Origin of the sequence: Kribbella sp. NPDC056861 (assembly GCF_040687575.1) — a bacterium.
In the GTDB taxonomy this organism is placed as follows: domain Bacteria; phylum Actinomycetota; class Actinomycetes; order Propionibacteriales; family Kribbellaceae; genus Kribbella.
In genome coordinates, this window is record NZ_JBFBNQ010000002.1 from 1,290,565 (window position 1) to 1,315,798 (window position 25,234).

21 protein-coding genes are annotated in these 25,234 nt (G+C 68.6%); 7 read left to right on the plus strand and 14 right to left on the minus strand.

What is annotated here, in order from left to right; genetic code table 11:
* Window positions 1–2: 2 nt before the first annotated feature.
* The 3 genes from AB0P21_RS13100 to AB0P21_RS13110 are packed head-to-tail and all read right to left on the minus strand — an operon-like array spanning window position 3 to window position 3,503.
* Entirely contained in the window at window positions 3–767 is a 765-nt protein-coding gene (locus AB0P21_RS13100) for an aldolase/citrate lyase family protein (RefSeq protein ID WP_363696259.1), read from the minus strand.
* Between the two features lie 9 nt (window positions 768–776).
* Window positions 777–2,306 (minus strand): acyl-CoA carboxylase subunit beta, encoded by a 1,530-nt coding sequence (locus AB0P21_RS13105; protein ID WP_363696261.1) that lies wholly within the window; start codon window positions 2,304–2,306, stop codon window positions 777–779.
* 30 nt (window positions 2,307–2,336) lie between these two features.
* Window positions 2,337–3,503 (minus strand): acyl-CoA dehydrogenase family protein, encoded by a 1,167-nt coding sequence (locus AB0P21_RS13110; protein ID WP_363696263.1) that lies wholly within the window; start codon window positions 3,501–3,503, stop codon window positions 2,337–2,339.
* Between the two features lie 72 nt (window positions 3,504–3,575).
* Here AB0P21_RS13110 and AB0P21_RS13115 point away from each other — a divergent pair, with 72 nt between their 5' ends.
* On the plus strand, window positions 3,576–3,968 hold the full coding sequence (locus AB0P21_RS13115; RefSeq protein ID WP_363696264.1) for a MerR family DNA-binding transcriptional regulator: 393 nt from the start codon (window positions 3,576–3,578) through the stop codon (window positions 3,966–3,968).
* Window positions 3,969–4,519: 551 nt separating this feature from the next.
* Window positions 4,520–5,284 carry a hypothetical protein gene (locus tag AB0P21_RS13120; protein WP_363696265.1) on the plus strand — a complete coding sequence of 255 codons (765 nt, stop codon included), beginning with the start codon at window positions 4,520–4,522 and terminating at the stop codon, window positions 5,282–5,284.
* 1 nt (window position 5,285) lies between these two features.
* Here the strand turns inward: AB0P21_RS13120 and AB0P21_RS13125 are convergent, their stop codons facing one another.
* Genes AB0P21_RS13125 through AB0P21_RS13155 form a run of 7 tightly spaced genes read right to left on the minus strand, consistent with a single transcriptional unit; the run spans window position 5,286 to window position 14,984 of the window.
* The gene (locus AB0P21_RS13125) at window positions 5,286–5,963 is read right to left on the minus strand and encodes a hypothetical protein (RefSeq protein ID WP_363696267.1); all 678 of its coding nucleotides are present in this window, start codon (window positions 5,961–5,963) and stop codon (window positions 5,286–5,288) included.
* Window positions 5,964–5,972: 9 nt separating this feature from the next.
* The gene (locus AB0P21_RS13130) at window positions 5,973–6,665 is read right to left on the minus strand and encodes a CbiX/SirB N-terminal domain-containing protein (protein WP_363696268.1); all 693 of its coding nucleotides are present in this window, start codon (window positions 6,663–6,665) and stop codon (window positions 5,973–5,975) included.
* The gene (locus AB0P21_RS13135; RefSeq protein WP_363696270.1) at window positions 6,662–7,786 is read right to left on the minus strand and encodes a uroporphyrinogen-III synthase; all 1,125 of its coding nucleotides are present in this window, start codon (window positions 7,784–7,786) and stop codon (window positions 6,662–6,664) included. The genes AB0P21_RS13130 and AB0P21_RS13135 overlap by 4 nt, the downstream gene beginning before the upstream one ends.
* Entirely contained in the window at window positions 7,779–8,111 is a 333-nt protein-coding gene (nirD, locus tag AB0P21_RS13140; RefSeq protein WP_363696272.1) for a nitrite reductase small subunit NirD, read from the minus strand. The genes AB0P21_RS13135 and nirD overlap by 8 nt, the downstream gene beginning before the upstream one ends.
* Window positions 8,108–11,497, minus strand: coding sequence for a nitrite reductase large subunit NirB (gene nirB, locus AB0P21_RS13145; protein ID WP_363696273.1), 3,390 nt, complete (start codon window positions 11,495–11,497; stop codon window positions 8,108–8,110). Before nirB ends, nirD begins: the two co-directional genes overlap by 4 nt.
* Window positions 11,494–13,605, minus strand: coding sequence for a molybdopterin oxidoreductase family protein (locus AB0P21_RS13150; RefSeq protein ID WP_363696274.1), 2,112 nt, complete (start codon window positions 13,603–13,605; stop codon window positions 11,494–11,496). Before AB0P21_RS13150 ends, nirB begins: the two co-directional genes overlap by 4 nt.
* On the minus strand, window positions 13,602–14,984 hold the full coding sequence (locus tag AB0P21_RS13155) for an MFS transporter (protein ID WP_363696276.1): 1,383 nt from the start codon (window positions 14,982–14,984) through the stop codon (window positions 13,602–13,604). The genes AB0P21_RS13150 and AB0P21_RS13155 overlap by 4 nt, the downstream gene beginning before the upstream one ends.
* A 146-nt stretch (window positions 14,985–15,130) precedes the next feature.
* Between AB0P21_RS13155 and AB0P21_RS13160 the strand changes: the two genes are divergently transcribed.
* Window positions 15,131–17,299 carry an efflux RND transporter permease subunit gene (locus AB0P21_RS13160; RefSeq protein ID WP_363696277.1) on the plus strand — a complete coding sequence of 723 codons (2,169 nt, stop codon included), beginning with the start codon at window positions 15,131–15,133 and terminating at the stop codon, window positions 17,297–17,299.
* 1 nt (window position 17,300) lies between these two features.
* Here the strand turns inward: AB0P21_RS13160 and AB0P21_RS13165 are convergent, their stop codons facing one another.
* Complete coding sequence (locus tag AB0P21_RS13165; RefSeq protein WP_363696278.1) at window positions 17,301–17,942, minus strand: response regulator transcription factor; 642 nt, start codon at window positions 17,940–17,942, stop codon at window positions 17,301–17,303.
* Window positions 17,939–19,927, minus strand: coding sequence for a histidine kinase (locus AB0P21_RS13170; RefSeq protein WP_363696279.1), 1,989 nt, complete (start codon window positions 19,925–19,927; stop codon window positions 17,939–17,941). The genes AB0P21_RS13165 and AB0P21_RS13170 overlap by 4 nt, the downstream gene beginning before the upstream one ends.
* Window positions 19,928–20,089: 162 nt before the next feature.
* On the opposite strand from AB0P21_RS13170, the gene AB0P21_RS13175 reads away from it, so the two are divergent.
* From AB0P21_RS13175 to AB0P21_RS13185, 3 genes are all read left to right on the plus strand, one after another.
* Window positions 20,090–20,800 carry a hypothetical protein gene (locus AB0P21_RS13175; protein ID WP_363696280.1) on the plus strand — a complete coding sequence of 237 codons (711 nt, stop codon included), beginning with the start codon at window positions 20,090–20,092 and terminating at the stop codon, window positions 20,798–20,800.
* Window positions 20,801–20,872: 72 nt separating this feature from the next.
* Window positions 20,873–22,312, plus strand: coding sequence for an Nramp family divalent metal transporter (locus AB0P21_RS13180; RefSeq protein ID WP_363696282.1), 1,440 nt, complete (start codon window positions 20,873–20,875; stop codon window positions 22,310–22,312).
* A gap of 83 nt (window positions 22,313–22,395) precedes the next feature.
* Entirely contained in the window at window positions 22,396–22,797 is a 402-nt protein-coding gene (locus AB0P21_RS13185) for a DUF427 domain-containing protein (protein WP_363696494.1), read from the plus strand.
* A 1-nt stretch (window position 22,798) separates the two neighbouring features.
* Here the strand turns inward: AB0P21_RS13185 and AB0P21_RS13190 are convergent, their stop codons facing one another.
* Together AB0P21_RS13190 and AB0P21_RS13195 are read right to left on the minus strand one after the other, a co-directional pair.
* Window positions 22,799–23,725: an SMP-30/gluconolactonase/LRE family protein gene (locus tag AB0P21_RS13190; protein ID WP_363696284.1), complete on the minus strand. Its 927-nt coding sequence runs from the start codon at window positions 23,723–23,725 to the stop codon at window positions 22,799–22,801.
* Window positions 23,726–23,756: 31 nt separating this feature from the next.
* Window positions 23,757–24,689: an SMP-30/gluconolactonase/LRE family protein gene (locus tag AB0P21_RS13195; protein ID WP_363696286.1), complete on the minus strand. Its 933-nt coding sequence runs from the start codon at window positions 24,687–24,689 to the stop codon at window positions 23,757–23,759.
* A gap of 54 nt (window positions 24,690–24,743) precedes the next feature.
* On the opposite strand from AB0P21_RS13195, the gene AB0P21_RS13200 reads away from it, so the two are divergent.
* Window positions 24,744–25,193: an Lrp/AsnC family transcriptional regulator gene (locus tag AB0P21_RS13200; protein WP_363696288.1), complete on the plus strand. Its 450-nt coding sequence runs from the start codon at window positions 24,744–24,746 to the stop codon at window positions 25,191–25,193.
* The last annotated feature ends 41 nt before the right edge of the window (window positions 25,194–25,234 follow it).

Genomic DNA, 25,234 nt, shown 5'->3' on the forward strand with positions numbered 1-25,234 from the left:
CCTCAGTCGCGTGCTGCCGCGAGGTGAGCGGCAGCCGCGGCTTGCAGGTGGTCGAGGTCTGACGACACCGTGGCGAAGGTGTAGCCCTCGCTCAAGTAGCGGCGGGCCTCGGCACCGCTGTGCGTGTGGATGCCCGCGGCAATCCCCGCCTCGGCGGCGGTCCGGGCGATCAAAGCGATCGCGGCGTCGAACTCCTCGGCGACGTCCGGGTCTCCCGGATACTTGCCGCCGATCGCCAGCCGCAGGTCGGACGGCCCGACGTAGATCCCGTCCAGCCCGGGCGTCGCGCAGATCGCAGCGACGTTCTCCAGCCCCTGCCGGGTCTCGATCATTACCAGTACGGCGGTCGCCGCGTCGGCCTCGGCCGGCACCGGGCCGATCCGCAACCCTGATCGCGACGGGCCGTACGACCGTACGCCGACCGGTGGGTACCGGGCTGCCCGAACGGCCCGCAACGCGTCGTCCGCGGTGTCGATCAGCGGCACGATCACGCCGGCCGCGCCGGCGTCCAGCGCCCGCCCGATCGGCGTCTCGTTGTTCGCCTCGACCCGCACCAGCCCCGCAGTACCGTTGCCTGCGGCATCGATTGCGACGAGCCCGGCCAGCAACCCGCGCTGGTCGATCAGCCCGTGCTGACCGTCCAGCACCAGGTAGTCGTAGCCGGTCAGCGCGATCCGCTCGGTCGCCGCCGGCGCGTCCATCATCACCCAGTACCCGAGAGCGTTCTGCCGGCCGCGAAGCCGCTCAGCGAAGTCCCTAGCCGTCATGCCCGCAGGTTATACCGGCGGCACCCCGTGCCGCTTGGTGCTGAAGTGCCGGTTCTTGGTCTGCGCCGCGGCCAGCCGGGCGATCAGCTCGTCGCGCAGGTTCTCCGGCTCGACGATCGCGTCGATCACCAGGTCGGCGGCCAGCCGGAGGATGTCGATGTCGGTCTCGTACTCCTCGCGGAGCTTGGAGACGTACTCGACCCGCTCGGTCTGGTCGTCGATCTGCTGGATCTTGTTGTAGTAGACCGCGTTGATCGCGGCCTCCGGACCCATCACCGCGATCTTTGCCGTCGGCAACGCGATACACGCGTCCGGCGAGAAACCCGGTCCGCACATCGCGTAGAGCCCGGCGCCGTAGGCCTTCCGGACGATCACGGACACCGTCGGAACCGTTGCCTCCGACACCGCGGTGATCATCTTGGCGCCGTGCCGGATGATGCCGGCCCGCTCGACCTCGGAGCCGATCATGAAGCCCGGCACGTCGCACAGGTAGATCAGCGGCACGTTGAACGCGTCGCACAACCAGATGAACCGGGCCGCCTTGTCCGCCGAGTCGACGAACAGCACGCCACCCTTGACGGCCGGCTGGTTCGCCACGAACCCGACCACCTGACCGGCCAGCAGCCCGAACCCGACCACCAGCTCCGGCGCGTACGCCGGTTTGATCTCGAAGAACGTGTCCGCGTCGATGATCGCGTCGATCACGTCGTGGATGTCGAAGCCGACACTCTCCTCGACCGGCACCAGGTCGCGGGTGAAGTCGCGGCCGGCCGGCGAGGCGTCGTACGACGGCGGCGGCACCTGCCACGAACCGGGCAGGTAGGAGAAGTACTGCTTGGCCAGCTCGATCGCCTCGGCGTCGTCACTCGCCAGCAGGTCGCCGCAGCCGGAGACACTGGTGTGCATCCGGGCGCCGCCCATCTCCTCCAGCGTCACCTTCTCGCCGACCACCATCTCGGCCATCCGCGGCGACCCGAGGTACATCGAGGCGTTGCCGTCGACCATGATCACCAGGTCGCAGAAGGCCGGGATGTACGCGCCGCCGGCCGCCGACGGGCCGAACAGGCAGCAGATCTGCGGCACCTTGCCGGACAGCGCGACCTGGTTGTGGAAAATTCGCCCGGCACCGCGACGGCCGGGGAACAGGTCCACCTGATCGGTGATCCGCGCGCCGGCGGAGTCGATCAGCCAGAAGATCGGCAGCTCGTCACGCAGCGCGACCTCGGTGATCCGGACGATCTTCTCGACCGTCCGGGCTCCCCACGAACCGGCCTTGACGGTCGGGTCGTTCGCGACCAGCAGCGCCGGCCGGCCGTCGACCAGCGCGCGGCCGGTGACGACCCCGTCCGCGGGCAGGCCGGGGTTGAGGGCGTTGGCCAGCTGCGCGTCCTCGACGAAGCTGCCCTCGTCGACCAGCAACGCGATCCGGTCCCGGACGTAGAGCTTGTTCTGCGAGGCGAGCTTGGCGGCGGCCTTCTCGGGCGGCGTCACCGTCGCTTCGCGCGCGACCTTGAACTCGGTCCAGTGATCCCTGCTCATGCAGCCATCCTGTCAGTCACAAGCAGCCTGTCACTCGACCGGGAGGCCGAGGCCCCGGGCGATCAGCATCCGCTGGACTTCGGAGGTGCCTTCGCCGATCTCGAGGATCTTGGCGTCGCGGTAGAACCGCGTCACGGGGTACTCCTCCATGAAACCGTAGCCGCCGAAGACCTGGGTCGCGATCCGGGTCGCCGTCACCGCGGCCTCGGTCGAGTAGAGCTTCGCGACCGCGGCAGCCTGCTTGAACTCCTTCATCGGAGCACCGGCGTCCTTGAGCGCCGCGGCCCGGTAGACCAGCAGCTCGGCCGCGTCGGCCATCACCTTGAGGTCGGAGATCTGGAAGGCAACGCCCTGCTTCTGCCCGATCGGCACGCCGAACGTCTTGCGCTCACCGGCGTACTGGACCGACATCTCCAGGCACGCCTTGATGCAGCCCAGCGCGACCGCGCCGATCGCGACCCGGCCGTCGTCCAGGGTGGCGAGGAACTGGCCGAACCCCTTGCCGCGCTGGCCGAGCAGGTTGGCCTCGGGGACCCGGCAGCCCGCGAACGAGAGCGGGTGGGTGTCGGAGGCGTGCCAGCCGAGCTTGTCGTACGCCGCCTCGGCGACGAAGCCCGGCGTACCGGTCGGGACGATGATGGTGGAGATCTCCGGGCGGCCGTCCGGCTTCTCGCCGGTGCGGGCCGTCACGGTGACGAGCGAGGTGATGCTGGAGCCGGAGTTGGTGATGAACTGCTTCGAGCCGTCGATCACCCACTCGCCGTTGTCGAGCACGGCCTTGGTCTTGGTGGCGCCCGCGTCGGACCCCGACTCGGGCTCGGTCAGCCCGAACCCGGCCAGCCGGTTGCCGGCCACCAGATCGGGCAGCCAGGTCTGCTTCTGCTCGTCGGTGCCGTAGGTGAGGATCGGGTTGATCCCGAGCCCGACCGCCGCCTCGAGCGTGATGCCCATCGACTGATCGACCTTGGAGATCTCCTCGATCGCGACACACAGGCTGGTGAAGTCACCGGCCGAGCCGCCGAACTCCTCCGGCGCGGTCAGCCCGAACAGCCCGAGCGCGCCCATCTTGTGGACCACCTCGACCGGGAAGTAGTGCTTGCGATCCCACTCCGCCGCGTACGGCGCGATCTCGGCCTGGGCGAAGTCGCGCACGCTCTGGGCGAACTCACGGTGCTCTTCGGACAGCTCGTACGACATGACTTCTCCTGGCCCTCGGGATTGACGCTTACGTAAACGTAAAGCACGATGGGGTGGGTGCACAATATTCAGGTGCCCGTCGAATCAGCTACTTGGACCATCGCGGAGCTGGCCACCGAGTACGACGTCACCCTGCGCACCATCCGCTTCTACGAGGACCGCGGCCTGCTCACCCCCGAACGCCGCGGCACCGTCCGCGTCTACCACCCCCGCGACAAGGTCCGCCTAGGTCTGATCCTGCGCGGCAAACGCCTCGGCTTCACCCTCGACGAGATCGCCACCATCGTCGACATGTACGACGCCGAACCCGGCGAATCCGGCCAGCTGGTCTATCTGCTGAACCAGATCACCACCCGCCGCGCCGAGCTGGAACAACGCCGCCGCGACATCGACGAAACTCTCGCTGAACTCGCCGAGGTGGAACGGCGCTGCCAGGCCGACTTGGATGCGCTGCGTAGGCGGTGACTTTCGGCTCAGGTGGTTAGCCCCACCCGTACTCGCGTTGCGGGCTGGAGCGTTGTGCCCACCCAAACCACAACCGGTGGACCGTCACGCGGCACATAACCCAGCCGGCCCCGGCCCAGCTGGTTAGCCCCACCCGTACTCGCGCTGCGGGCTGGAGCGTTGTGCCCACCCGAACCACAACCGGTGGACCGTCACGCGGCACATAACCCAGCCGGCCCCGGCTGAGGTGGTTAGCCCCACCCGTACTCGCGCTGCGGGCTAGAGCGTTGTGCCCACCCAAACCACAACCGGTGGACCGTCACGCGCCGCACAACCCGACCGACTCCGGCTTAGCTGGTGAGCGCCACACAACCCTGGCCACCCCCGGACCAAGGTGGACAGCCCCACCCGCACCCACGTTGCCGGCTGAATCGTTGTGCCCACCCGAACCACAACCGGTGAATCGTCACGCTCGGGCACAACCCAACCAGCCCCGGCGAACCGTCAAGCCCGCACAACCCGACCACTCGCGTGAGATCGTGGGACGAACCAGCAGGACGGAGCTACACGCAATGCCTGACCCGCAGCCACCGGCCCCCTTGGCTAACACCTCCGTGCTCGGGCGGCTGCTCGAGGAGATCTCCTGGGAAGGTCGCCTGGTTCGTGGTTACCGCAACGGTGGGCGCGGTCGCGAGAACGTCCTGACGGCTGAGGTCCTCGGCCCGCTCTCCTATCTCCCCCGCTCGACGTTCCTCGCAGCCGTGTTCAGAGCGGCCCACGGCGCCGACGAGACTCGCGAGCTACTCGCCCGCGAAGCCGAGCAGTCGCAGCTCACGCTGCTGCCTGATGAATCGACCTTGTCGCCCGGCGGCACCGTAGTACAGCCGGATGGCCTGCTGACCACCCCGAGCTGCCATGTGCTCATCGAGTCCAAGGGGATGGGCAAGTCCGCGTTCCAGCGGGAGCAGCTCAGCCGCGAGTATCTCTGCGTACTCCGGGACGCCGGCCCCGCCCGGCCGCTTCTGCTGCTCATCATCCCGAACGAGCCGCCTGTCCCCGTCAAAGGTCACGGTCGGCTGTCCATCGAGGCGGCCATCAACCTCTACCTGGAGCCAGTCCTGGCTCGCACCGCGGGTCTCGACGTACCGGCAGAGGACGTCGTCGCCCGGATCCCCGAGTCTGTCGCCTGGCTGACCTGGTCGGAGCTTCAGCGAGCCGTTGCCGATGCTCGGATCGACCTCACCGCAGTACCAGCAAGCGTGGCCGGGACCGTGGAGCGGCTGAAGGCCGATCTGCTGACCGCGATCGACTGGCACAGCCAGACCGCCCGGGGTTGAACTAAACCGGCAGTCGGCGGTTCCAAGTCAGTGGCCCGACGGAGATGCGTTGGTCGGAAGACCCGTTCCACTCAACCGGAAGAGCCTGGGCTCGGAGAGCAGTCTCGATCTGGCGGCCGATCTCCGTGTCCTGTTCGGCGACCTGGCCTTGGATCGGGTCGAGGGTGCCGTAGGCGAGGTACAGGTGGGCGCCGCCGTCGGCCAGGCGTTCGCTGTCTTGTTGGTGGAAGAAGACGTAGCCGGTGGAGGGGCGATCGGTGGGGCGTTCGTCGTCGATCTCGGTGACGCCGCAGGTCTGGCAGCAGGTGAAGTTCATGCGGGCGACTACGCCGGCGGCGTCCAGGGCGGTGAAGGCGGCCTCGACCTTGTCGGCGTCCGTGGGGCCGGTCCAGGTCTGTTGTTCGGCGAGGCGGGTCTGCCAGACGTCGTTGATGAGTTGCTCGAGTTGGTGGTCGGTGACCGGCAGTTCTTCGCCGTCGCGGAAGTCCTGGGCGTACTCGAGTACGTCGTCGAGCGTGTTGAAGCCGGGTAGCACCCAGAGCACGACCTGGTCGCGCAGTTCCTCCAGTGCGGCCGGCACATCGACCGGGTCGGCAGCGGACGGGTCGGGAGCAGGCGGCTCGGGAGCAGTTGGCTCGTTGGACGGCTTGCGGCGGCTGAGTCTGTCGAAGATCCCCACCGGCAAAGATTAGACGGCGACCACCGACAGTTTCCTGGCAGCGTCGTAACGATGCAGCGCCAGCGCGGCGATCCGCGGGTCGGCTCCCAGTGGCGCGCTGATCGGCAAGCAGCCGGCGATCCGCCGGGCGCGGTCGGCGAAGAACCCGGGGGCCAGCAAGTAGGTGGCCACCGCAACCCGCCCGGTACTGCGTGCCAGCACCGCGCCCAGTCGCTCACCGGCGCCGGAGATACAGCCGACCTCCACCGGCCGGTCGATTCGCTCGGCCAGCAGCGCGGCGGTCGCGGAGCAGTCGAGCAGCGCCCGACGATCCGATGACCCGGCGGCGGCCAGCACCACTCGATCGACCCCACCGAGGTCGACACAAGCTCGCAGCCGATCAACCAGTACGTCGGCCAGCACCGGATCCGGTCCCAGCGCCGCGGCGGTCTGCACCTGAGAAGGCCGTCGCGCAGCCTCCCGGGCGATGTCGACCGAGGTGTGATAGCCGCTGCTCAGCAGCAGCGGCACCACCACAGCTTGATTGCTGTCAGCAACGACACGGTCGACCAAACCAGGCAACGCCGGTACGTCGACGTCCACGAAACCCAGCGAGATCGGCAACTCAGGTCGCAGCTGGCCCATCAACCGGACCAGCTCGTGCACCGCACGGATGCCCCGAGGGTCCGCCGTGCCATGCGCCGCAGCCACCAAGTCGATCATGTCGTCACCGGAACCGGCTCGACGGCCAGACGATAGCCACGACGGACAACCGTCCGAACCAACTCAGGACGCCCCACCGCAGTGCGCAATCTGTTTACCGTCACCTCCACGGCATGGACGTCCTCAGCGCCAGGCAGGACGGCCAGCAGATCTGGACGGGACACCACGTCGCCACCAGCGGCGACCAGCGCCGCCAAGACCGCTCGGGGACCAGGACCAAGCGGTAGGACGACTCCGTCCAGAACTGCGGCGCCGCCCCGGATCACCAGTTGACCGAAGGCAGTCTCGATGGAGCGGGCGTTGTCGTCGGTGAGCCGATCGGTGACGATCCGAATCAAAGCGCCAAGCCGAAAGCGATCCGGAACCAGCGGCTCAAGACCCAACGCGACAAACGGCCCGGCCGTGATCGGACCGACGCACGCATTCAGCACCCGACCGGTCCGCAGCGTCGCGACCAACGCGTCGTACTGATCGTTCAACGCGGCCGCATCCAGCAGCGCCTGCGCACCCGGCGCCGACGTGTGCACGACAGCATCCACGCCACCCGCACAGATCTGCCCGATCGTCCGCTCAACTGCAGCGGGATCCGGCGCCGGACCCCAGCGATAGACCTCCAACCCGCGCACCGACGCACCAACAGTTCGCAACGCGTCCTGCAGCGAAGGATCGGACAACCCATGCAGCTGTACGACGATCTTGCGCCCCGCGACCCCTTGGTCGCGCAGCCAGTCGACCACCTCAGCCGTCGTCTCCGACCGAGCCGACCAGTGCTCCACCAACCCGGCGGCCCTGATCGCGCCCCGAGCCTTCGGACCGCGAGCCAGCAACCGCGAGCCCTCCAACGTGCTCAACAAGTCGGCCGCCAACCCGACCGTGTCCGCCGCCTCGATCCATCCGCGGAACCCGACGGCGGTCGTCACCACCACGTCGTCCGGCGGATTGGCGATCACCCGCCGGGTCGCTTCGATCAGCGGCTGGTCGTCGGCGGCCGGCACGATCTGCAGCGTCGGCGCGTGCAGCACCTTCGCGCCCCGGCGCTCGAACGACGCGATCAGGTCGTCCGCCCGCCGATGCGCGGTGACGGCGATCGTGCAGCCGCTCAACGGACCCGGCTTACTCACCGACGATCACCTGACCGTCGGCAACGCGCACCGGGTACACCTTCAAGCTCAGCGAGGGATCGTCCAGGCAGACCCCGGTCCGCAGGTCGTAGACCTGCTTGAACATCGGCGAGGCGACCGTCGCCACCGCGCCGCGGCTGCCGACGATCCCGCGCGACATCACGTTCGCGCCGCTGACCGGGTCGGTGTTGTCCAGCGCGAACACCGACCCGTCGAAGGTCCGGAACAACGCGACCTGGCGATCCCCGACCAGCGCGGCGACACCACGCTCCGGCAGCAGCGCGTCGTACCCGCACACCACCACCGCTGTCGTCGAAAGGGTCATCGGCGTACCTCCAATCGGGGACCGGCGAGCAGCACCGGCTCCAGTTGACCGCGTTCCGCCGGGGTCGCCGGCCGCGGTTGATTGCGTTCGACCACGTAGCGCAGGTCGGCGTCGGGCTGGTCCGGCGCGTTCACGAACGACACGAACCGGGCCAGCTTCTCCGGGTCCTGCAAGGTGGCCTGCCACTCGTCGACGTAGGAGTCGACATGCGCGGCCATCGCCGCGTCCAGGTCGGCTGCGATGCCGAGACTGTCGTTCAGCACGACGTCGCGAACGTGTTCCAGGCCGCCCTCGATCTCGTTGATCCAGACGGCGGTCCGCTGCAGCCGGTCGCCGGTGCGGACGTAGTACATCAGGAACCGGTCGATTGCCTGCAGCAACTGCTCGTCGGTCAGGTCGGACGCGAGCAACTGCGCGTGTCGAGGTGTCATCCCGCCGTTGCCACCGACGTACAGGTTCCAGCCGTTCTCGGTGGCGATGATGCCGACGTCCTTGCCGCGCGCCTCGGCACACTCCCGCGCGCAGCCCGAGACGCCGAGCTTGAGCTTATGCGGCGATCGCAGCCCGCGATAGCGCAGCTCCAGCGCGATCGCCATCCCGACCGAGTCCTGCACGCCGTACCGGCACCAGGTCGAGCCGACGCACGACTTCACCGTCCGCAACGCCTTGCCGTAGGCGTGCCCGGACTCGAAGCCCGCGTCGACCAGCCGGGTCCAGATCGCCGGCAACTGCTCGATCCGCGCGCCGAACAGGTCGACCCGCTGGCCGCCGGTGATCTTGGTGTAGAGCCCGAAGTCGCGGGCCACCTCGCCGATCGCGATCAGGCCCTCCGGCGTCACCTCACCGCCGGGGATCCGCGGCACCACGGAGTACGTGCCGTCCTTCTGGATGTTGGCCATCACGTGATCGTTGGTGTCCTGCAGCGTCGCGCGCTCACCGTCGAGCACGTGCCCGGCCGGGTCCAGGCTGGACAGGATCGACGCCACCACCGGCTTGCAGATGTCACAGCCGCGGCCCGAGCCGTGCCGCTCGACGATCTCGCTGAACGTCCGCAACCCCGTCACCCGTACGACGTCGAAGAGCTCGGCCCGCGACACCGTGAAGTGCTCGCACAGCGCCTTGCTCACCTCGACCCCAGCGGCCGCCAGCTCAGCGTTCAGCAGGTTCTTGACGATCGGCAGGCAAGACCCGCAACTCGTACCGGCTTTCGTCCTGCCACACAGCGATTTCAGATCACCGCAGCCCTCGTCCCGGACCGCGCACCGGATGGCACCGGCGGCAACGTTGTTGCACGAGCACACCGGTGCGTCGTCCGGCAATTCGAGCTGAGCCGGCTGCGACCCCTCAGGCAGCAGGTACGACGCCGGGTCGGCGCCGAGTTGGCGACCGACCATCGGCCGCAGCCCCGAGTACGCCGAAGCGTCGCCGACCAGGATGCCGCCGAGCAGAGTCCGCGCATCGTCGGACAGCACGAGCTTCTTGTAGACACCTGCCACCGGATCGGCGTACACGATGTCGAGCGCGCCTTCGGTGGCGCCGAAAGCGTCGCCGAAGCTGGCCACGTCGACGCCGAGCAGCTTGAGCTTGGTGGAGGTGTCGGCACCGGGAAAGGTGGCCGAACCACCCAGCAACCGATCAGCGACGATCTCCGCCATCGCGTACCCCGGCGCGATCAAACCCCAGACCCGGCTCTCGATACAGGCCACCTCACCGATCGCCCAGACACCGGGCACCGAGGTCCGGCAGCCGTCGTCGACGATGACGCCACCGCGTTCACCGATCTCCAGCCCAGCAGCCCGCCCCAACTCGTCCCGCGCCCGTACGCCGGTCGCGAACACCACCACGTCGGCCGGCAGGTCCTTGCCATCAGCAACAGCCATCGCCCGGGCAGCGCCCTGCGAGGTGGTCTTGACCCGAGTGGTCTGGGTCGAGGTCAGCACCTCGATGTCAAGGTTGCGGATCAGCCGAGCCAGCGCGCTACCGCCGCCCTCGTCCACCTGCAGCGCCATCAGCCGCGGCGCGAACTCGACAACCTTCGTGGCAGCACCGAGAGCCCGCAGCGCGCCGGCAGCCTCCAGACCGAGCAGCCCACCGCCGACCACGACACCGTTGACTTCCTTGCCCTCGGCCCGCAGCCGTTCCACATAGACCCGCAGCGCCGCGACGTCGTCGATGGTCCGGTAGACGAAGCAACCATCCGCGTCGCTGTTCTTGATCGGCGGCACGAAGGCATAGGAGCCGGTGGCAAGCACCAGTTCGTCGTACCCGATCACCTCGCCGCGCGCCGTGGTGACCGTCTTCGCCTCCGGGTCGAAGCTGACGGCCGTGACGCCCTTGCGCAAGGTGACAGCGGGGTCGTCCCACAGCTCCGGGTCGCCGAGCGAGAGGTCGTGCGGGTCGCGGCCGGAGAAGTAGCTGGTCAGCGCGACCCGGTCGTACGGCAGCCGCGGCTCCTCGGCGAGCACGGTGATCCGCCACGCGACCGACTCGTCGCGGGCGCGCAACGCCTCCACCAGCCGGTGCGCGACCATGCCGCCACCGATGATCACCAAGTGCCGGGCCTGCTCGAGCTCTGTCATGGTCGCCCTTCTGGTCGGGACGGGTTCGCTCTCGCCGCGCCGGAGCCGGTCGAGCAGGTTGCCGACGGCCCCGGTACAGCTACCGCAGCCGGTCGTCGCCCTGGTCTTCGCCGCGATGCCGGCCACACTGTCGGCACCGCCCTGCCAGGCCGCCTCGATGGCGGCTCTGGTCACTCCGTTGCAGCGGCAGATCGTCAGGTTCTTCTTCCTGGGCGGCTCCGGTGCCGCCAGCAACAACTCCGCAGCGACCTGGGTCCGCCGGTCTGCGAGCTGCACCAACTCGGCCGCAACTTCCGGAGCGTTGACGGCGACCGCCGCCTCCACCACGCCATCACGAAGTACTGCGCGCACATACCGCTGGTCATCGGCCAGTTGCACGACCTCGCCCAGACAGTCGCGCTCCCCCAGCACCATCAGCTCAAAGCCGTCTGTACTGATCCGAACCACGTCGGCCTGCTCCGAGGCGTCGGCGACCATCAGCAACTCGCCGTGAACGAGCTGCCCACCTTCGAGCACCAAGGCCCGGAAGGCGCCCTCCCGCGACTCGGTACGCCGAACCGCCGCGTTGAGCAGCACCTCAACGCCCGACTCACGCACCGCCCGGGTGATCGCCCGCCCCGCACTCGGCCGAACGACCTTGTCCAGCAGGGTCTCGCCGTCGTGCACCAGGGTGACCGCAACGCCGCTCTCCCGCAGTACGCAAGCGGTCTCGACGCCATGCACATCGCCACCCAGCACCACGGCCCGGCGAACCGGCCCGGCGCTCGCCAGCACCGCCTTGGTTTCGGCCACCGTCCGCGTCGTCATGCCGACCGCTCCGCCAGTGGCAGCGCCACAGCAGACAACTCGACCGCGCACACCTTGAACTCCGGCATCCGGGAGATCGGGTCGAGTGCGTCGTTGGTCAGCTCGTTGACCGCGCCGGCGCCACCGAAGTGGAACGGCACGAAGACCGTGTCCGGCCGGACGTCGTCGGTCACCCGCGCCGCGAGCACCATCGACCCACGAGCCGTCCGCATCCGCACCGGATGCCCGTCGACGATCCCCAACTGCGCCGCGACCCGCGGATGAATCTCCGCGAACACCTCCGGCTCGGCCTCAGCCAACTCCGCGACCCGCCGCGTCTGTGCCCCACTCTGGTAGTGCTGCAACACCCGTCCGGTGACGAGATACAGCGGCGCGTCCGAGCGCAGGTCATCCGCAACAGGCCGATGGTCAACGCTGATCACCCGCGCGCGCCCGTCCGGCGTACCGAAGCGGTCCGCGAACAGCCGTGGCGTTCCCGCGTGGTCCTCCGCAGGACAAGGCCAGAACAACGCCTCGCCGGCATCCAGCCGCTCCCAACTGATCCCCGCATAGTCGGCGACCCCACCCGCGCTGGCGACCCGTAACTCCTCGAAGATCGCCGCCGGGTCTTCGGAGAACGCAACCTCAGGACGCAACCGCGAGGCGAGCCCGCCGAACACCGCCAGATCGCTCCGCACCAGCCCAGGCGGCTCGACGGCTGCTCGCCGACGCAGTACGCGACCTTCGAGCGACGTCATCGTGCCTTCCTCTTCGGCCCACTGGGTGACCGGGAAGACGACATCCGCCAGCATCGCGGTCTCGGACGGTACGATGTCCGCCACGACCAGCAGGTCGAGTGACGCGAGCCGCTCCCGCACCGACGCCAGCCGGGGCGCCGACACCAGCAGATTGCTCCCGTGCACCAGCAACGCGCGCGGGCCGTCCGGAGTACCGAGTGCGTTGATCAGCTCAACCGCGCTCCGCCCAGGTCCCGGCAAAGACTCCGGCGTGACTCCCCAAACCCCTGCTACGTAAGCCCTCGCGGCCGGATCAGAGATGCTCCGGTACCCCGGAAGCTGGTCGGCCTTCTGCCCGTGCTCCCGGCCGCCCTGCCCGTTGCCCTGACCAGTGATGCAGCCATACCCGCTGCCCACCCGCCCAGGCAGCCCGAGCGCCAACGCCAGGTTGATACAAGCCGTGACGGTGTCAGTGCCCTTGCTCTGCTGCTCAGCCCCACGCCCAGTCAGGACGTAGGCCCCAGCCCCACCGTGCACCGGCGCAGCAGCCGCCAACACCCGAGCCGCCTGCCGAATCGTCCGCGCCGGTACGCCGGTCACGCGCTCCGCGCGCTCGGGCCACCACCCCGCCGTCGACCGGAACAGCCCATCCGGATCATCGGTCCGCTCGGCCAGATAAGCGGTGTCAGCCAGGCCCTCCTGCAGTACGACGTGTGTCAGCGCGAGCACCAACGCGAGATCCGTCCCCGGCGTCGCCTGGAGGTGAATGCCACCCAGCTGGACGGTCGCACTGCGCCGCGGATCGACCACCAGCAAGCCACCCGCCTCGCGAGCAGCCGCCAGGTGTGCCACCGCCGGCGGCATCGTCTCCGCGATGTTGCTGCCGACAAGCAAGATCGCCTCGGCGCCCCCGAGATCGGCCAACGGGAAAGGCAGTCCTCGATCGACTCCAAAGGACCGGTTCGACGCAGCCGCGGCGGACGACATACAGAACCGTCCGTTGTAGTCGACATTCGCGGTCCGCAGGATCGTCCGGGCGAACTTGCCCAAGGCATAGGCCTTCTCGTTCGTCAGCCCACCACCGCCGAACACCGCCACCGAGTCGTTGCCCTGCGCATCCTGCAGCGAACGAATGCGCGAGGCAACGAAGTCCAGCGCCTCGGACCAGCTCGCCGGGACCAGTTCGCCGTCGTCGTTGCGCAGCAGCGGCGTGGTCAGCCGGTCCGGCACGGTCAGCACCTCGGCCGCGGTCCAGCCCTTGCGGCACAGTCCGCCACGGTTCGTGGGGAAGTCTCGCGGCCGCACCTCGACCGCACCCGGCCTCTCGACCGGGTGCAGGGTCGTGGCGCACTGCAGCGCGCAGTACGGGCAATGGGTGGCGACTGCGGTCACACGCGCTCCTGGCTGAGCGGGCCACCCCGACGCAGGTAGCAGAAGTACGTGACCAGGAGACAGACGACGTAGAAGCCACAGAAGGTGTAGAGCGCCGGCACCAGCGACCCGTACTGCGAGGTCGAGATCGCGAAGCCCCGCGGTACCAGGAAGCCGCCGTACGCGCCGACCGCGGAGGCGATCCCGATACAGGCTGCCGCCTCACGCCGGGCGCGGATCGGCTCCGGCGCACCGTCCAGGTCCCGCGTCGTCTGCCGGAACACCGCCGGAATCATCCGGTACGTCGACCCGTTGCCGGCGCCGCTGGCCACGAACAGGACCAGGAAGCTGAGCAGGAACCAGGTGAAGCTGCCCGCGTTCAGCGCGGCGATCGCCGACAGGATGCCGGCTCCCATCACCACGAACGCGCAGACCGTCACCCAGGCGCCGCCGACCAGATCGGACAGCTTGCCGCCGAACGGTCGCGAGACCGAGCCGACCAGCGCGCCGAGGAAGGCGATGTGCGCCACGGTGATCTCGGGGAAGGTGGTCTTGATCAGCAGCGGGAAGGCCGCGCCGAAGCCGATGAACGAGCCGAAGGTGCCGATGTAGAGGAACGAGATGACCCAGGTGTGCGGCCGCCTGGCCGCCGCGACCGAGGCCTTGAACGACGAGGTCGCCACCGACAGGTTGTCCATCAGCCGCCACGCCAGTACTGCGGCCAGCAGGATCAGCGGGATCCACATCAACCCCGCGCGGTTGAGCGTCAGCCCGGCGCCGGCCACGATCACGATCGGCACCATCAGCTGGACCACGGCCACCCCGAGGTTGCCGCCGGCCGCGTTCAGGCCGAGCGCGAAGCCCTTGTCCCGCTCGGGGTAGAAGAACGAGATGTTGGTCATGCTGCTGGCGAAGTTGCCACCGCCGGCGCCTGCCGTGGCCGCGACCAGCGCCATCAGCCAGAACGGCGTACCGGGGCGGCTGACGAAGAAGGCCAGCCCGGAGGCCGGGATCAGCAGCAGCATGGCGGACACGATCGTCCAGTTCCGGCCGCCGAACTTCGGCACCGCGAAGGTGTAGGGCAGCCGCAGGGTGGCGCCGACCAGGCTCGGCAGCGCGATCAGCCAGAACATCTGGTTGGTGGTGTACGCGAAGCCGGCGGCGGGCAGCGAGACGACCACGATGCTCCACAGCTGCCAGACCGAGAAGCCGAGGAACTCGGCGAAGATCGACGGCCACAGGTTCCGCCGGGCCACCCGGCGGCCCTTCGCGGCCCAGAACTCACCGTCCTCGGGGTCCCAGACGTCGATCCAGCGCCCGCGTCGCGGTACCTCGACGGTACCCACCGCGCCGGCCTGGTCGCGGGCAGTGACGACCTCCGGTCGAGCCTCGAGCGTCATCGTTCGTCTCCGATCATCGGCCTCACCTGATTAGCTCAGGACGCTATGACCGGGAGGTTTCCGAGCGGTCATCTCGTTGTTACGTCGCCGAAACGGCTCCCGCACACCTCCCGGGCGGCGGTGAGAGAACTGGGTACTGTTCCGCCATGAGTGAAGAGGGTGGGCAGGTAACGACCGGGCGGCGTTCGAGCAGGCGCTGGGCGTGGCGCGCGGGGGTGGCCGCAGTACTGATCGCGTGGCTGGTGCTGGGTTCGCTCGGCGGGCCGACCGTCGGGCGGCTGAGCGAGGTCCAGGAGAACGACAACGCCAACTTCCTGCCGAAGCAGGCCGAGTCCACCCTGGTCAACAACGAGTCGGCCAAGTTCGTCGACTCCACGGCGCTGCCGTACTTCGTCCTGATCGAGCGCGACAGCGGGATCACTCCCGACGACCTGGCCAAGGCGAACGCCTTCCTGGCCAAGGTGCCGTCGATCGAGCTCGGCGAGGGCAAGACCATCGGCCAGTACCTCGCCTCGCCGGCCAAGACGGTGATCCCGTCGGAGGACAAGAAGGCGCTGCTGCTCACCGTCGAGCTGGACGGCGACCGCGCCGACGAGGTGGTCAAGGAAGGCGAGACCGTGCTGTTCGCGGTCGCCGACCAGATGCGCACCGAGATCAAACAGTCGCTGACCCCGTCCGGGCTGCAGGTCTACGTGACCGGTCCGGGTGGCGTGTTCGCCGACTTCGTGGTCGCCTTCGGCGGGATCGACGGGATCCTGCTCGGCGTCGCGCTGATCGTGGTGTTCGTCATCCTGCTGATCGTGTACCGCAGTCCGGTGCTGCCGATCGCCGTCTTGCTGACCGCAGTCTTCGGTCTCGCGCTGGCCGCGCTGGTGGTCTATCCACTCGCCAAGAACAACGTGATCGAGCTCAACGGGCAGAGTCAGGGCATCCTCTTCATCCTGGTCGTCGGCGCCGCGACGGACTACTCGTTGCTGCTGGTCTCCCGGTACAAGGAAGAACTGCACGACTACGAGAGCAAGTACGACGCCATGCGGACCGCCTGGCGGGCCGCGATCGAGCCGATCGCCGCCAGCTCCGCGACCGTCATCCTCGGTCTGCTCTGCCTGCTGCTCTCCCAGCTCGGCAGCACCAAGGGCCTCGGCCCGGTCGGCGCGATCGGGATCGCCGGCGCGCTGATCTCCTCGATGACCTTCCTGCCCGCCGTGCTGCTCGCCTTCGGCCGCCGGATCTTCTGGCCGGCCATCCCCCGCGTCGACCACGTGCACGCCAGCGACCAGGTCGGCGGCCGCAAGCTGTGGGGCCGCGTCTCCGGGCTGGTCGGCCGCAGCCCGCGCAAGGTCTGGGCGCTCAGCGCTCTCGGTCTGCTGATCTGCGGCGCGTTCCTGCCGACCTTCAGCGCCTCCGGCATCTCGCAGGAGGACCTGTTCCTGAACAAGGTCGAGTCCGTCACCGGTCAGGAGGAACTGGCCAAGCACTTCGACGCCGGCGCCGGTACGCCGGTACAGATCCTCACGCCGGTCGATCTGGCCGACAAGGTGGTTCAGACGGCGATGAAGGTCGACGGCGTGGGCACCGCCACCGCCTCGGTCGCCCCCGGGGTGCCGCCGAAGGTGGTCGAGGGCAAGGTCCTGGTCCAGGCGACGCTCAAGATCGCGGCCGACTCGGCCGACGCGACCAAGGTGGTCGAGCACCTGCGGACCGAGCTGGACACGGTCAGCCCGGACATCCTGGTCGGCGGCACCACCGCGATCAATCTGGACGTCCTGGACGCCAGCAACCGGGACCTGAAGGTGATCATCCCGACCATCCTGGCGGTCATCTTCGTGGTCCTGATGCTGCTGCTCCGCTCGGTCGTCGCCGCGATCCTGCTGGTGCTGTGCAACGTGCTCTCGTTCGGCGCCACCGTCGGCGTCAGCGCGATAGCCTTCAACCACATCTTCAAGTTCCCCGGCGCCGATCCCTCGATCCCGCTCTACGCCTTCGTCTTCTTGGTTGCCTTAGGCATCGACTACTCGATCTTCCTGATGACCAGGGTGCGCGAGGAGTCGATCCAGCAGGGCACTCGCAAGGGCATCCTGGTCGGTCTCGCGGTCACCGGCGGCGTCATCACCTCGGCAGGTGTCGTGCTGGCCGCCACCTTCTCCGCCCTGGCGGTGCTGCCGATCCTCTTCCTGGTCCAGATCGCCTTCATGGTCGCCTTCGGCGTCCTGCTCGACACCACCGTGGTCCGGTCCCTGCTGGTCCCCGCCCTCTCGCACGACATCGGCCGCAAGATCTGGTGGCCGAGCAAGCTCGCCAAGGCCGACAACTGAGTTACCCCTCCCCGAGGCCTGCCGAGCGAGCTTGGATGATGGCCTCGGGGCGGGTGGTCACCTGGAGTTTGGCGAAGATGTTGGTGATGTGGTTGCCGACGGTCGCCGGTGCCAGAGTCAGTCGGGCCGCGATCGCCGCATTGCCCAGCCCCTGGGCGATCAGAGTGAGGACCTCGCGCTCGCGCGGGGTCAGCTCGGGAAAGGCCGGCTGGTCGGGCCGAGGACCGGACAGGTAGGCGAGGGCTCGGCGGGCGATACCGGGACCGAAGATCGCCTCACCGGCAGCGACCGCGGCGATCGCCCGGATCACGTTGTCGGGCGCAGCGCCCTTCAGGACATAACCGCGCGCGCCGGCCCGCATCGCGGCGAACACCGACTCGTCGTCGTCGAACATCGTCAGCATCAGCACCGCGACCTCGGGCGCCACCTTGGCGATCTCCCGGGTCGCCTCGATCCCGGTCAGGTCGGGCATCTGGATATCCATCACCAGTACGTCGGGATGCAACGTCACCGCGGCCCGCACGGCCTCCGCCCCGGTCGCCGCCTTGCCGACCAACTCGTAGCCGGCGTGGGCCGACAGCAACGCGCCCAAACCCTCCCGGACCACCCCGTGGTCGTCCGCGACCACGATCCGCACCGTCATCGCCGTGCCCCCTCCGTCAGCGGCAGTACGGCGTCGACCGAGCACCCGGTTCCGTTGAAGGTGATCTCGCACCGCCCACCCAACTCCGCCGCCCGCTCCCGCATCGAGCCGAGCCCAACTCCTGCCGTCCACTCTGGCTCCGCGTTCACCCCGTTGTCGAGTACGCCGACCCGCAGGACGTCCGTCTCGACCGCCACCCGTATTGCGGCGGTGGTCGCGGTCGAATGCCGGATCACGTTGGTGAGCGCCTCGGTGGCGATCCGATAGGCGGCCACCTCGACAGCAGCGGGCAACTCGGCCAGCGTCGCCGGCCCGTCCACAGTCACGGTCAGCGCGGCTCCATCACCGCGCCGGGACGCCATCGCCGCGTACTCGCTCAGCGCGCCGACCAGACCCAACCCGTCCAGCGCCGGAGGCCGCAGGTCGTAAACCAACCGCCGGATCTCCTCCACCGCCCCGATCGCCTGGTCCCGCAGCTCCGCGAGCAACGCCGACGTCCGCTCCGGCTCGGTCTCCATCAACCGCCGAGCAGCATCCGCGTTCAGCACCACCGCCGTCAGCACCGGGCCGAGCCCGTCGTGCAGATCCCGCCGAATCCTGCGCCGCTCCTCTTCCCGCCCAGTGATGATCCGCTCGCGAGAGTCCCGCAGCTCATCCGCTAACCCCTTCGCCTGTACCGCGACCGCCAACGGTGCCGCGAGCAACGACAGCACCTGCTCGTCCCCCGCGTTCACCCGAGACTCGCCGGTCCGCAACCCGACGACCAACTCGCCCAGCCGCTCCTCGCCGGACCACAGCTCGATCGCATGCCGAGCCGCCGGCAGTTCGCCGTACGCCGCCATCTGGTTGCCCTCGACAACGATCGACGCCGCCGGGAAGCGCATCACCCGGCACAACGCCGCCAGTACTCCGACCAGCCCGCCGGCCGCCCCGATCTGCGCGCCGACCTCGGCGATCGCCCGCACCGGATCCCGCCGGGCGCCGTAGAAGGCGCGATGGATCACCCGTTGCAGCCAGACCCGGACGGGGTTGAACGCCAGCGCGATCACCAGCGTCACGAGCACCGACGAGTTGCGGTCCAGCAGCGCGATCAGGCTGAGATAGGCAACGACCACGCCGCCGGCCAGGATCAGATAGAGCAATGAGCGGGAGACCACCAGCCGGATGTCGAGCAGTTGGTGACGCAGTACCGCGATCGCGATCGCCAGCGGGATCAGCAGCAGCGGCAGCACGCCGAGCACCAGCGACTCGGTGCCGATCAGGTTCTCCAGCCCGAAACACGCAACGATCACCAGTAGCGCGAGCAACAACCAGAGGACCTGCCGGCGTACCTGCTCCGAGCTGCGGCGGTAGCGGAGTACCACCGCCAGGAGAGCGGCCAACAGACTGGCCAGCAAGCCCGCGCTGCTGATCGCGCCGATCACCTGGATCTGCTCGAATCCGGTCCAGTGCGGGTAGCCCGGGATGCCGATCTCGGCCGACAGCCCGCCGGCCTGGTCGAAGACGCCGGTCGCCGTCCACAGCACTGCGTTCAGCACCAGAGCGGCAACTACCCAGCGCCAGCGACGGGACAGCAACTGCCCATCGGGGAAGAGCAGCAGCGTCAGCGGGATGAAGAAGGCCAGCGCCGGACTCCAGCCGCCGTTCGTCACCGTCGCGACGATTCGCCAAGGAACTGTCGGTTCGCCCAACCAGGCAAGGACACTCAGGCCGGTCGCGGTCGAGGCGTAGCAACAGCCGCCCAGCAGCAGGGTCCAGCCGACCAGGTTCCGCGGCCGGTGGTAGGCGATCGGCCAGCCGGCCAGCGCCAGGCAGAGGCCGATCGCCGCATTGGAGGGCACGAACAGCTCGGTCAGCCGGGTCCAGCTCAGGTCCGACGCGGCGGCCGCCACGACCGTGACGACGGCCTCAAGCAGCGCGACCACGAGCAGCGCCGATGCCGCAGTACGGCGTCGGCCGGCGTCGGGTGGTCCGGACTCGCTCATCTGCTCATCATCAGGCCGACCACCCCCGGTCGAGTAGGGGTCTGCCCCCAGACCACTCGGGAACTCTTCTCGCGCGGACCGCGGGCCGGACACCTGCCGACCAGGGGCGATCGCGACCGACGCTGAGGCATCACCGTTCGTTCCAAGCCTGAGGAGTAAGTCATGTCAGAAGCGAAGCTCGCGGCCGGTCAGCAGAAGACTGTCCGCACACCTCGCGATGTCCGGCGGTTCTGGCGGGTGCTGCTCGCCGTGGTCGCGCCGGTTCCGATGCTGTTCATGGGTATCTACTACCTGGTCAGCCCGGTCGACGGCGACGCACCGTTCGCGACCTCGGTGGCCGCGATCACGGCCGATTCCGGCCGTTTCGAGGCGATGCAGTGGCTGCAGGTGCCGTTCTTCCTGTTGATCCCGGCAATGTTCGCGGCGGCGTGGGTGTCCCGGCGTACGGCGCCGCGGCTGGCCACGATCGGCGGGCTGCTGTCGGTCGGTGGGATGAGCGCCGGGTTCTTCCTGCTGGACGGGGTCGTCACGCTGGAGTACCTGACCGCTCGCCAGGGGTTCGACGCGGGCACGATGGAGCGGCTCTCGGACGCCTTCGAGGAGCAGGCGACCATCCAGGTCGGCGGTCTGCTCTTCATCTCGGCGGTCACCATCGGCCTGCTGCTGCTCGGAATCGCGTTGTGGCGCAGCAAGGTCGCACCGGCCTGGATGGGGATCGCCCTCGCCTTCGGTGGCTTCACCCATCCGTTCATGCCCGGCCACCTGGCCGCGGGCCTCGGGCTGGTCGTCGCCGCGATCGGTTTCGCGGGCGCCTCGTACGCGCTGTTGCGCTCGTCCGACGACAACTTCGACCTGCCGCCGCTCGAAAGGTAGTGGTGTCGTCTCGCCTGTGGCGCGGGTAATGGTTATGGTCCCCAGTGGGGGTTGAGGAAGGTGAGGAGCCAGATGGCAGACACCACGTCCACAGACCACGACAGGTTCAACCTGCCGACCAAGAACCTGCCCGCGCCACAGGTTCGCGATCTGCCCGAGCCACCGACCCAGACCTGGCGGATCGTCGGGCCGGGCATGGTCGGGGCCGGGGTCGGGCTCGCCTCCGGTGAGTTCATCCTCTGGCCGTACATCTCGTCCCAGGTCGGCCTGGTGTTCCTCTGGGGCGCGGTGGTCGGGGTCGCGATCCAGTGGTTCCTGAACATGGAGATCGAGCGGTACACGCTGGCCACTGGTGAGACGGCGTTGACCGGCTTCAACCGGTACGGCAAACACTGGGGCCTGTTCTTCGCGATCATGACGTACTTCGCGAACCTCTGGCCGGGCTGGGCGACCAGCTCCGCGTCGATGCTGACCTACCTGTTCGGCGCCGGCGACCCGCGCTGGATCGCGATCGGCATCCTGGTGGTGATCGGCCTGATCCTGACCCTGGCGCCGGTCGTCTACGTGATGCTGGAGCGGCTGATCTTCGTCAAGATCGCCGCCGTCGCGCTGCTCGTCGTACTGGCGCTGATCTTCGCCATCCGCGGCAAGACCTACAGCGCGCTCGGCGACGCCGTCACCCACCCGGAGTTCCCGGTGAGCACCCTCGGCTTCGCGCTGATGATGGGCGCGATCGCGTACGCCGGCGCCGGTGGCGGGCAGAACCTGTGCCAGAGCAACTGGATCCGGGACAAGGGCTTCGGGATGGGCGTGCACGTGCCGCGGCTGACCTCGCCGGTGACGGGTGAGAAGGAGGCCGATCCGCAGGCCAACGGCTTCACCTTCCCGCCCGACGCCGCGAACCTGGCCCGCTGGCGGCGCTGGTGGAAGTTCGCCAACCTGGAGCAGGCGCTGACCTTCGTCCTGATCACCGTGCTGACCATCCTGTTCACCTCGATGCTCGCGCACGCCACCCTGTTCGGCGACGACACGGTGAAGAACAACATCGGCTTCCTCAAGATCGAGGGCGTCAACCTGCAGTCCCTGGTGGGCGGCTGGTTCGGCTACCTGTTCTGGGCGATCGGCGCGTTCTCGCTGTTCGCCGCGGCGGCCGGCATCGTCGACTACACCTCCCGGCTGGCCTCCGACATGATCAAGGCCCGCTACCTGCGCACCTCGACGATCACCGAGTCCAAGCTGTACTTCTGGCTGGTCTGGGGACTGGTTGCCTTCGGCATCATCGTGCTGCTGGCCGGACTGTCCCAGCCGCTGGTGCTGCTGACCATCTCGGCCTGCACCGCCGGCACCATGATGTTCGTCTACTCCGGCCTGCTGTGGTGGATGAACTCCCGCGCCCTGCCCCGCGCCATCCGGATCAGCCGGCTGCGCACCGCCGTGATGCTGTTCGCCTTCCTGGCCTTCGGCTTCCTGGCGGTCTTCACCGTCATCGACCAACTGAGGAAGAACTTCTGAAGCGCGAACTCCCCGGCCCCGGACAGGAATCCGTCTGGGACTACCCGAGACCACCGGCCGTCGAGCCGTCCACCGAGCACATCATCGCCACGCTCGGCGGCCGGCCCGTGGTCGACACCACCGCGTCGTACCGGGTGCTGGAGACCAGCCACCCGCCGACCTACTACCTCCCCCGCGCCGCGTTCGCACCCGGCGTACTGCGCGAAGCACCCGGTACGTCGTACTGCGAATGGAAGGGCGTCGCGTCCTACCTCACCATCGCGGCCGGCGACCGGGTCGCCGAGGCGAAGGCCTGGTTCTACCCCGAGCCGGTGCCGGCGTACGGCGTACTGCTGGACCACATCGCCTTCTACCCCGGCGCGATGGACACCTGCACCATCGACGGCGAACAGGTCCAGCCCCAACCCGGCAACTTCTACGGCGGCTGGATCACGTCCCGGGTGGTCGGCCCCTTCAAGGGCGAGCCGGGCACGGCCTACTGGTGAGTCAGACGTTCAGGTCGTACGACTGCCGGCCGCCTTTGACTGTGGTGAAGAGCGAGTAGATCGACGTGGTGGCGGTGAGGAAGAGGCGGTTGCGTTTGGGGCCGCCGAAGCAGAGGTTGGAGACGGTCTCGGGGACCAGGAGTTTGCCGAGCAGGGTGCCGTCCGGGTGGTAGACGTGTACGCCGTCGGCGGCCGCGCCCCAGACTCTGCCTTCGCTGTCGAGGCGGATGCCGTCGAAGGCGCCATTGCCGCACTCGGCGAACAGCTCGCCGCCGGACAGCTTGTCGCCGTCGACCGTGAAGACGCGGATGGTGGCTTCTTCCGTGTCGGTCACGTAGAGCAGGCTGCCGTCGTTGGAGAAGGCCAGGCCGTTCGGCCGGTTGAAGTCGTCGGCGACGACGCTCAGGTCGCCGTCGGCGCTCAGCCGGTAGACGAAGCAGCCGCCGACCTCGATCGAGCCCTGGTGCCCCTCGTAGTCACTGTCGATCCCGTACGCCGGGTCGGTGAACCAGACCGCGCCGTCCGCGCCGACCACCACGTCGTTCGGGCTGTTCAGCCGGCCGCCGTTGTAGCTGTCGGCAAGCACCCGGACCGAGCCGTCGTGCTCAGTCCTGGTCACGCGCCGATTGCCGTGTTCGCAGCTGATCAGCCGGCCCTGCTCGTCGAGCGTGTGCCCGTTCGTGTTGCCGGCCGGTTCCCGGAACACCGACACCTGGTACGACGTCTCGTCCCAGCGCAGGATCCGGTCGCTCGGGATGTCGCTCCAGACCAGGTACCGCCCGGCCGCGGAGTACGCCGGGCCCTCCAGCCACCGGCCGCCGGTCCACAGCCGCTCCAGCCGCGAGTCACCCCGGATCCCGGCGAAGCGGTCGTCCAGCTTCACCCATTCCGCGGGAACGGTTCCGGCCAACGGCTCGAGCAGGGGCATCGGAGGCTCCTCAGAGATGTGACTGACGTTGTCACCCGCGATCGTACGGCGGCGGGGCGCCGTCCGTCGTGAGCAGCCAGGAGTAGACCGAGGTGGTGGCGGTGACGAACAACCGGTTTCGTTTCGGGCCGCCGAAGCAGAGGTTCGAGACGACATCGGGGAACAGCAGCTTGCCGATCAAGGTGCCGTCGGGGTCGAAGCAGTGCACACCTTCATGGGTCGCGGCCCACACTCGACCAGCGGCGTCGAGCCGGAGGCCGTCGAACATGCCAGCCTGACAAGGCGCGAAGACCTCGCCGCCGACCAGCCGATCACCCTTCACCTCGAACCGCCGGATGTGCTTGGCGGGCGTGTCCACGACGTACAGCTGAGACTCGTCCAGCGAGAAGGCCAGCCCGTTCGGCCGGGTGAAATCGTCGGCCACGACGGTCAGGTCCGAGCCGTCCGGCGAGAGCCGGTAGACGTTGCAACCGGCGATCTCCTGCTCGGCCGCGTGGCCCTCGTAGTTCGACGTGATCCCGTACGGCGGATCGGTGAACCAGATCGAACCGTCCCGGCGGACCACCACATCGTTGGGGCTGTTCAGCCGCAGCCCGTTCAGATGCGAGGCGAGAACGGTCAGAGAGCCGTCCGCCTCGGTCCTGGTCACCCGGCGGTTGCCCTGCTCGCAACTGATCAGCCGGCCTTGGGCGTCGAGGGTGTTCCCGTTCGTGTAGCCGGCCGGCTGGCGGAAGATCGACACCGCGCCGGACAGTTCGTCCCAGCGGAGCAGCCGGTCGTTGGGGATGTCGCTGAAGACCAGACTGCGCCAGGCCGGGACATAGACGGGGCCTTCCAGCCAGCGGCCGCCGTCGTACAGGCGCTCCACGTACTCGTCGCCGCGAGCGACCACCGCGAAGCGTTCGTCCAGCGTCACCAGGTCGGCCCGCGATCGAGCCGGAGTGTCAGTCAGCGTGATCGTCATGTGCCGAATGATATCTTTTGAGAGTCTTTTGAGACCAGATGAGATCCGGTGATCATGACCATAGACCAGACAGATCGCGAACTGCTCGCCATGCTGCAGGAGGATGCGACCCAGTCGTACGCCGTCCTCGGTGAGGCGGTCGGCCTGTCCGCGGCGGCCGCCCACGAGCGGGTCCGCAAGCTCAAAGCAGCCGGGGTGATCCGGCGGACCACGATCGAGGTCGATCCCAGCGCGCTCGGCAACGGAGTACTGGCCTATGTCCTGCTCGACTCGGCGTCCTGGATGGGCGACGCGCCGACCCGGCAGGCGCTGGAAGGCATCGCCACCGTCGAGGAGGCGCACATCATCGCCGGCCCTGCCTCGGTGCTGGTGAAGGTACGCACCAGCAGCACCGAAGCGCTCCAGGCGACCCTGCGCGCTCTCCACCAGGTGGACGGAGTGACCAGCACTCAGACAGTCGTCGTGCTGGAGTCCTTCTTCGAGCGGGCGCCGACGGCGATGTGACATAGAACCTGTCACCCCTGAGGTCCGGTTGACCCTAGACT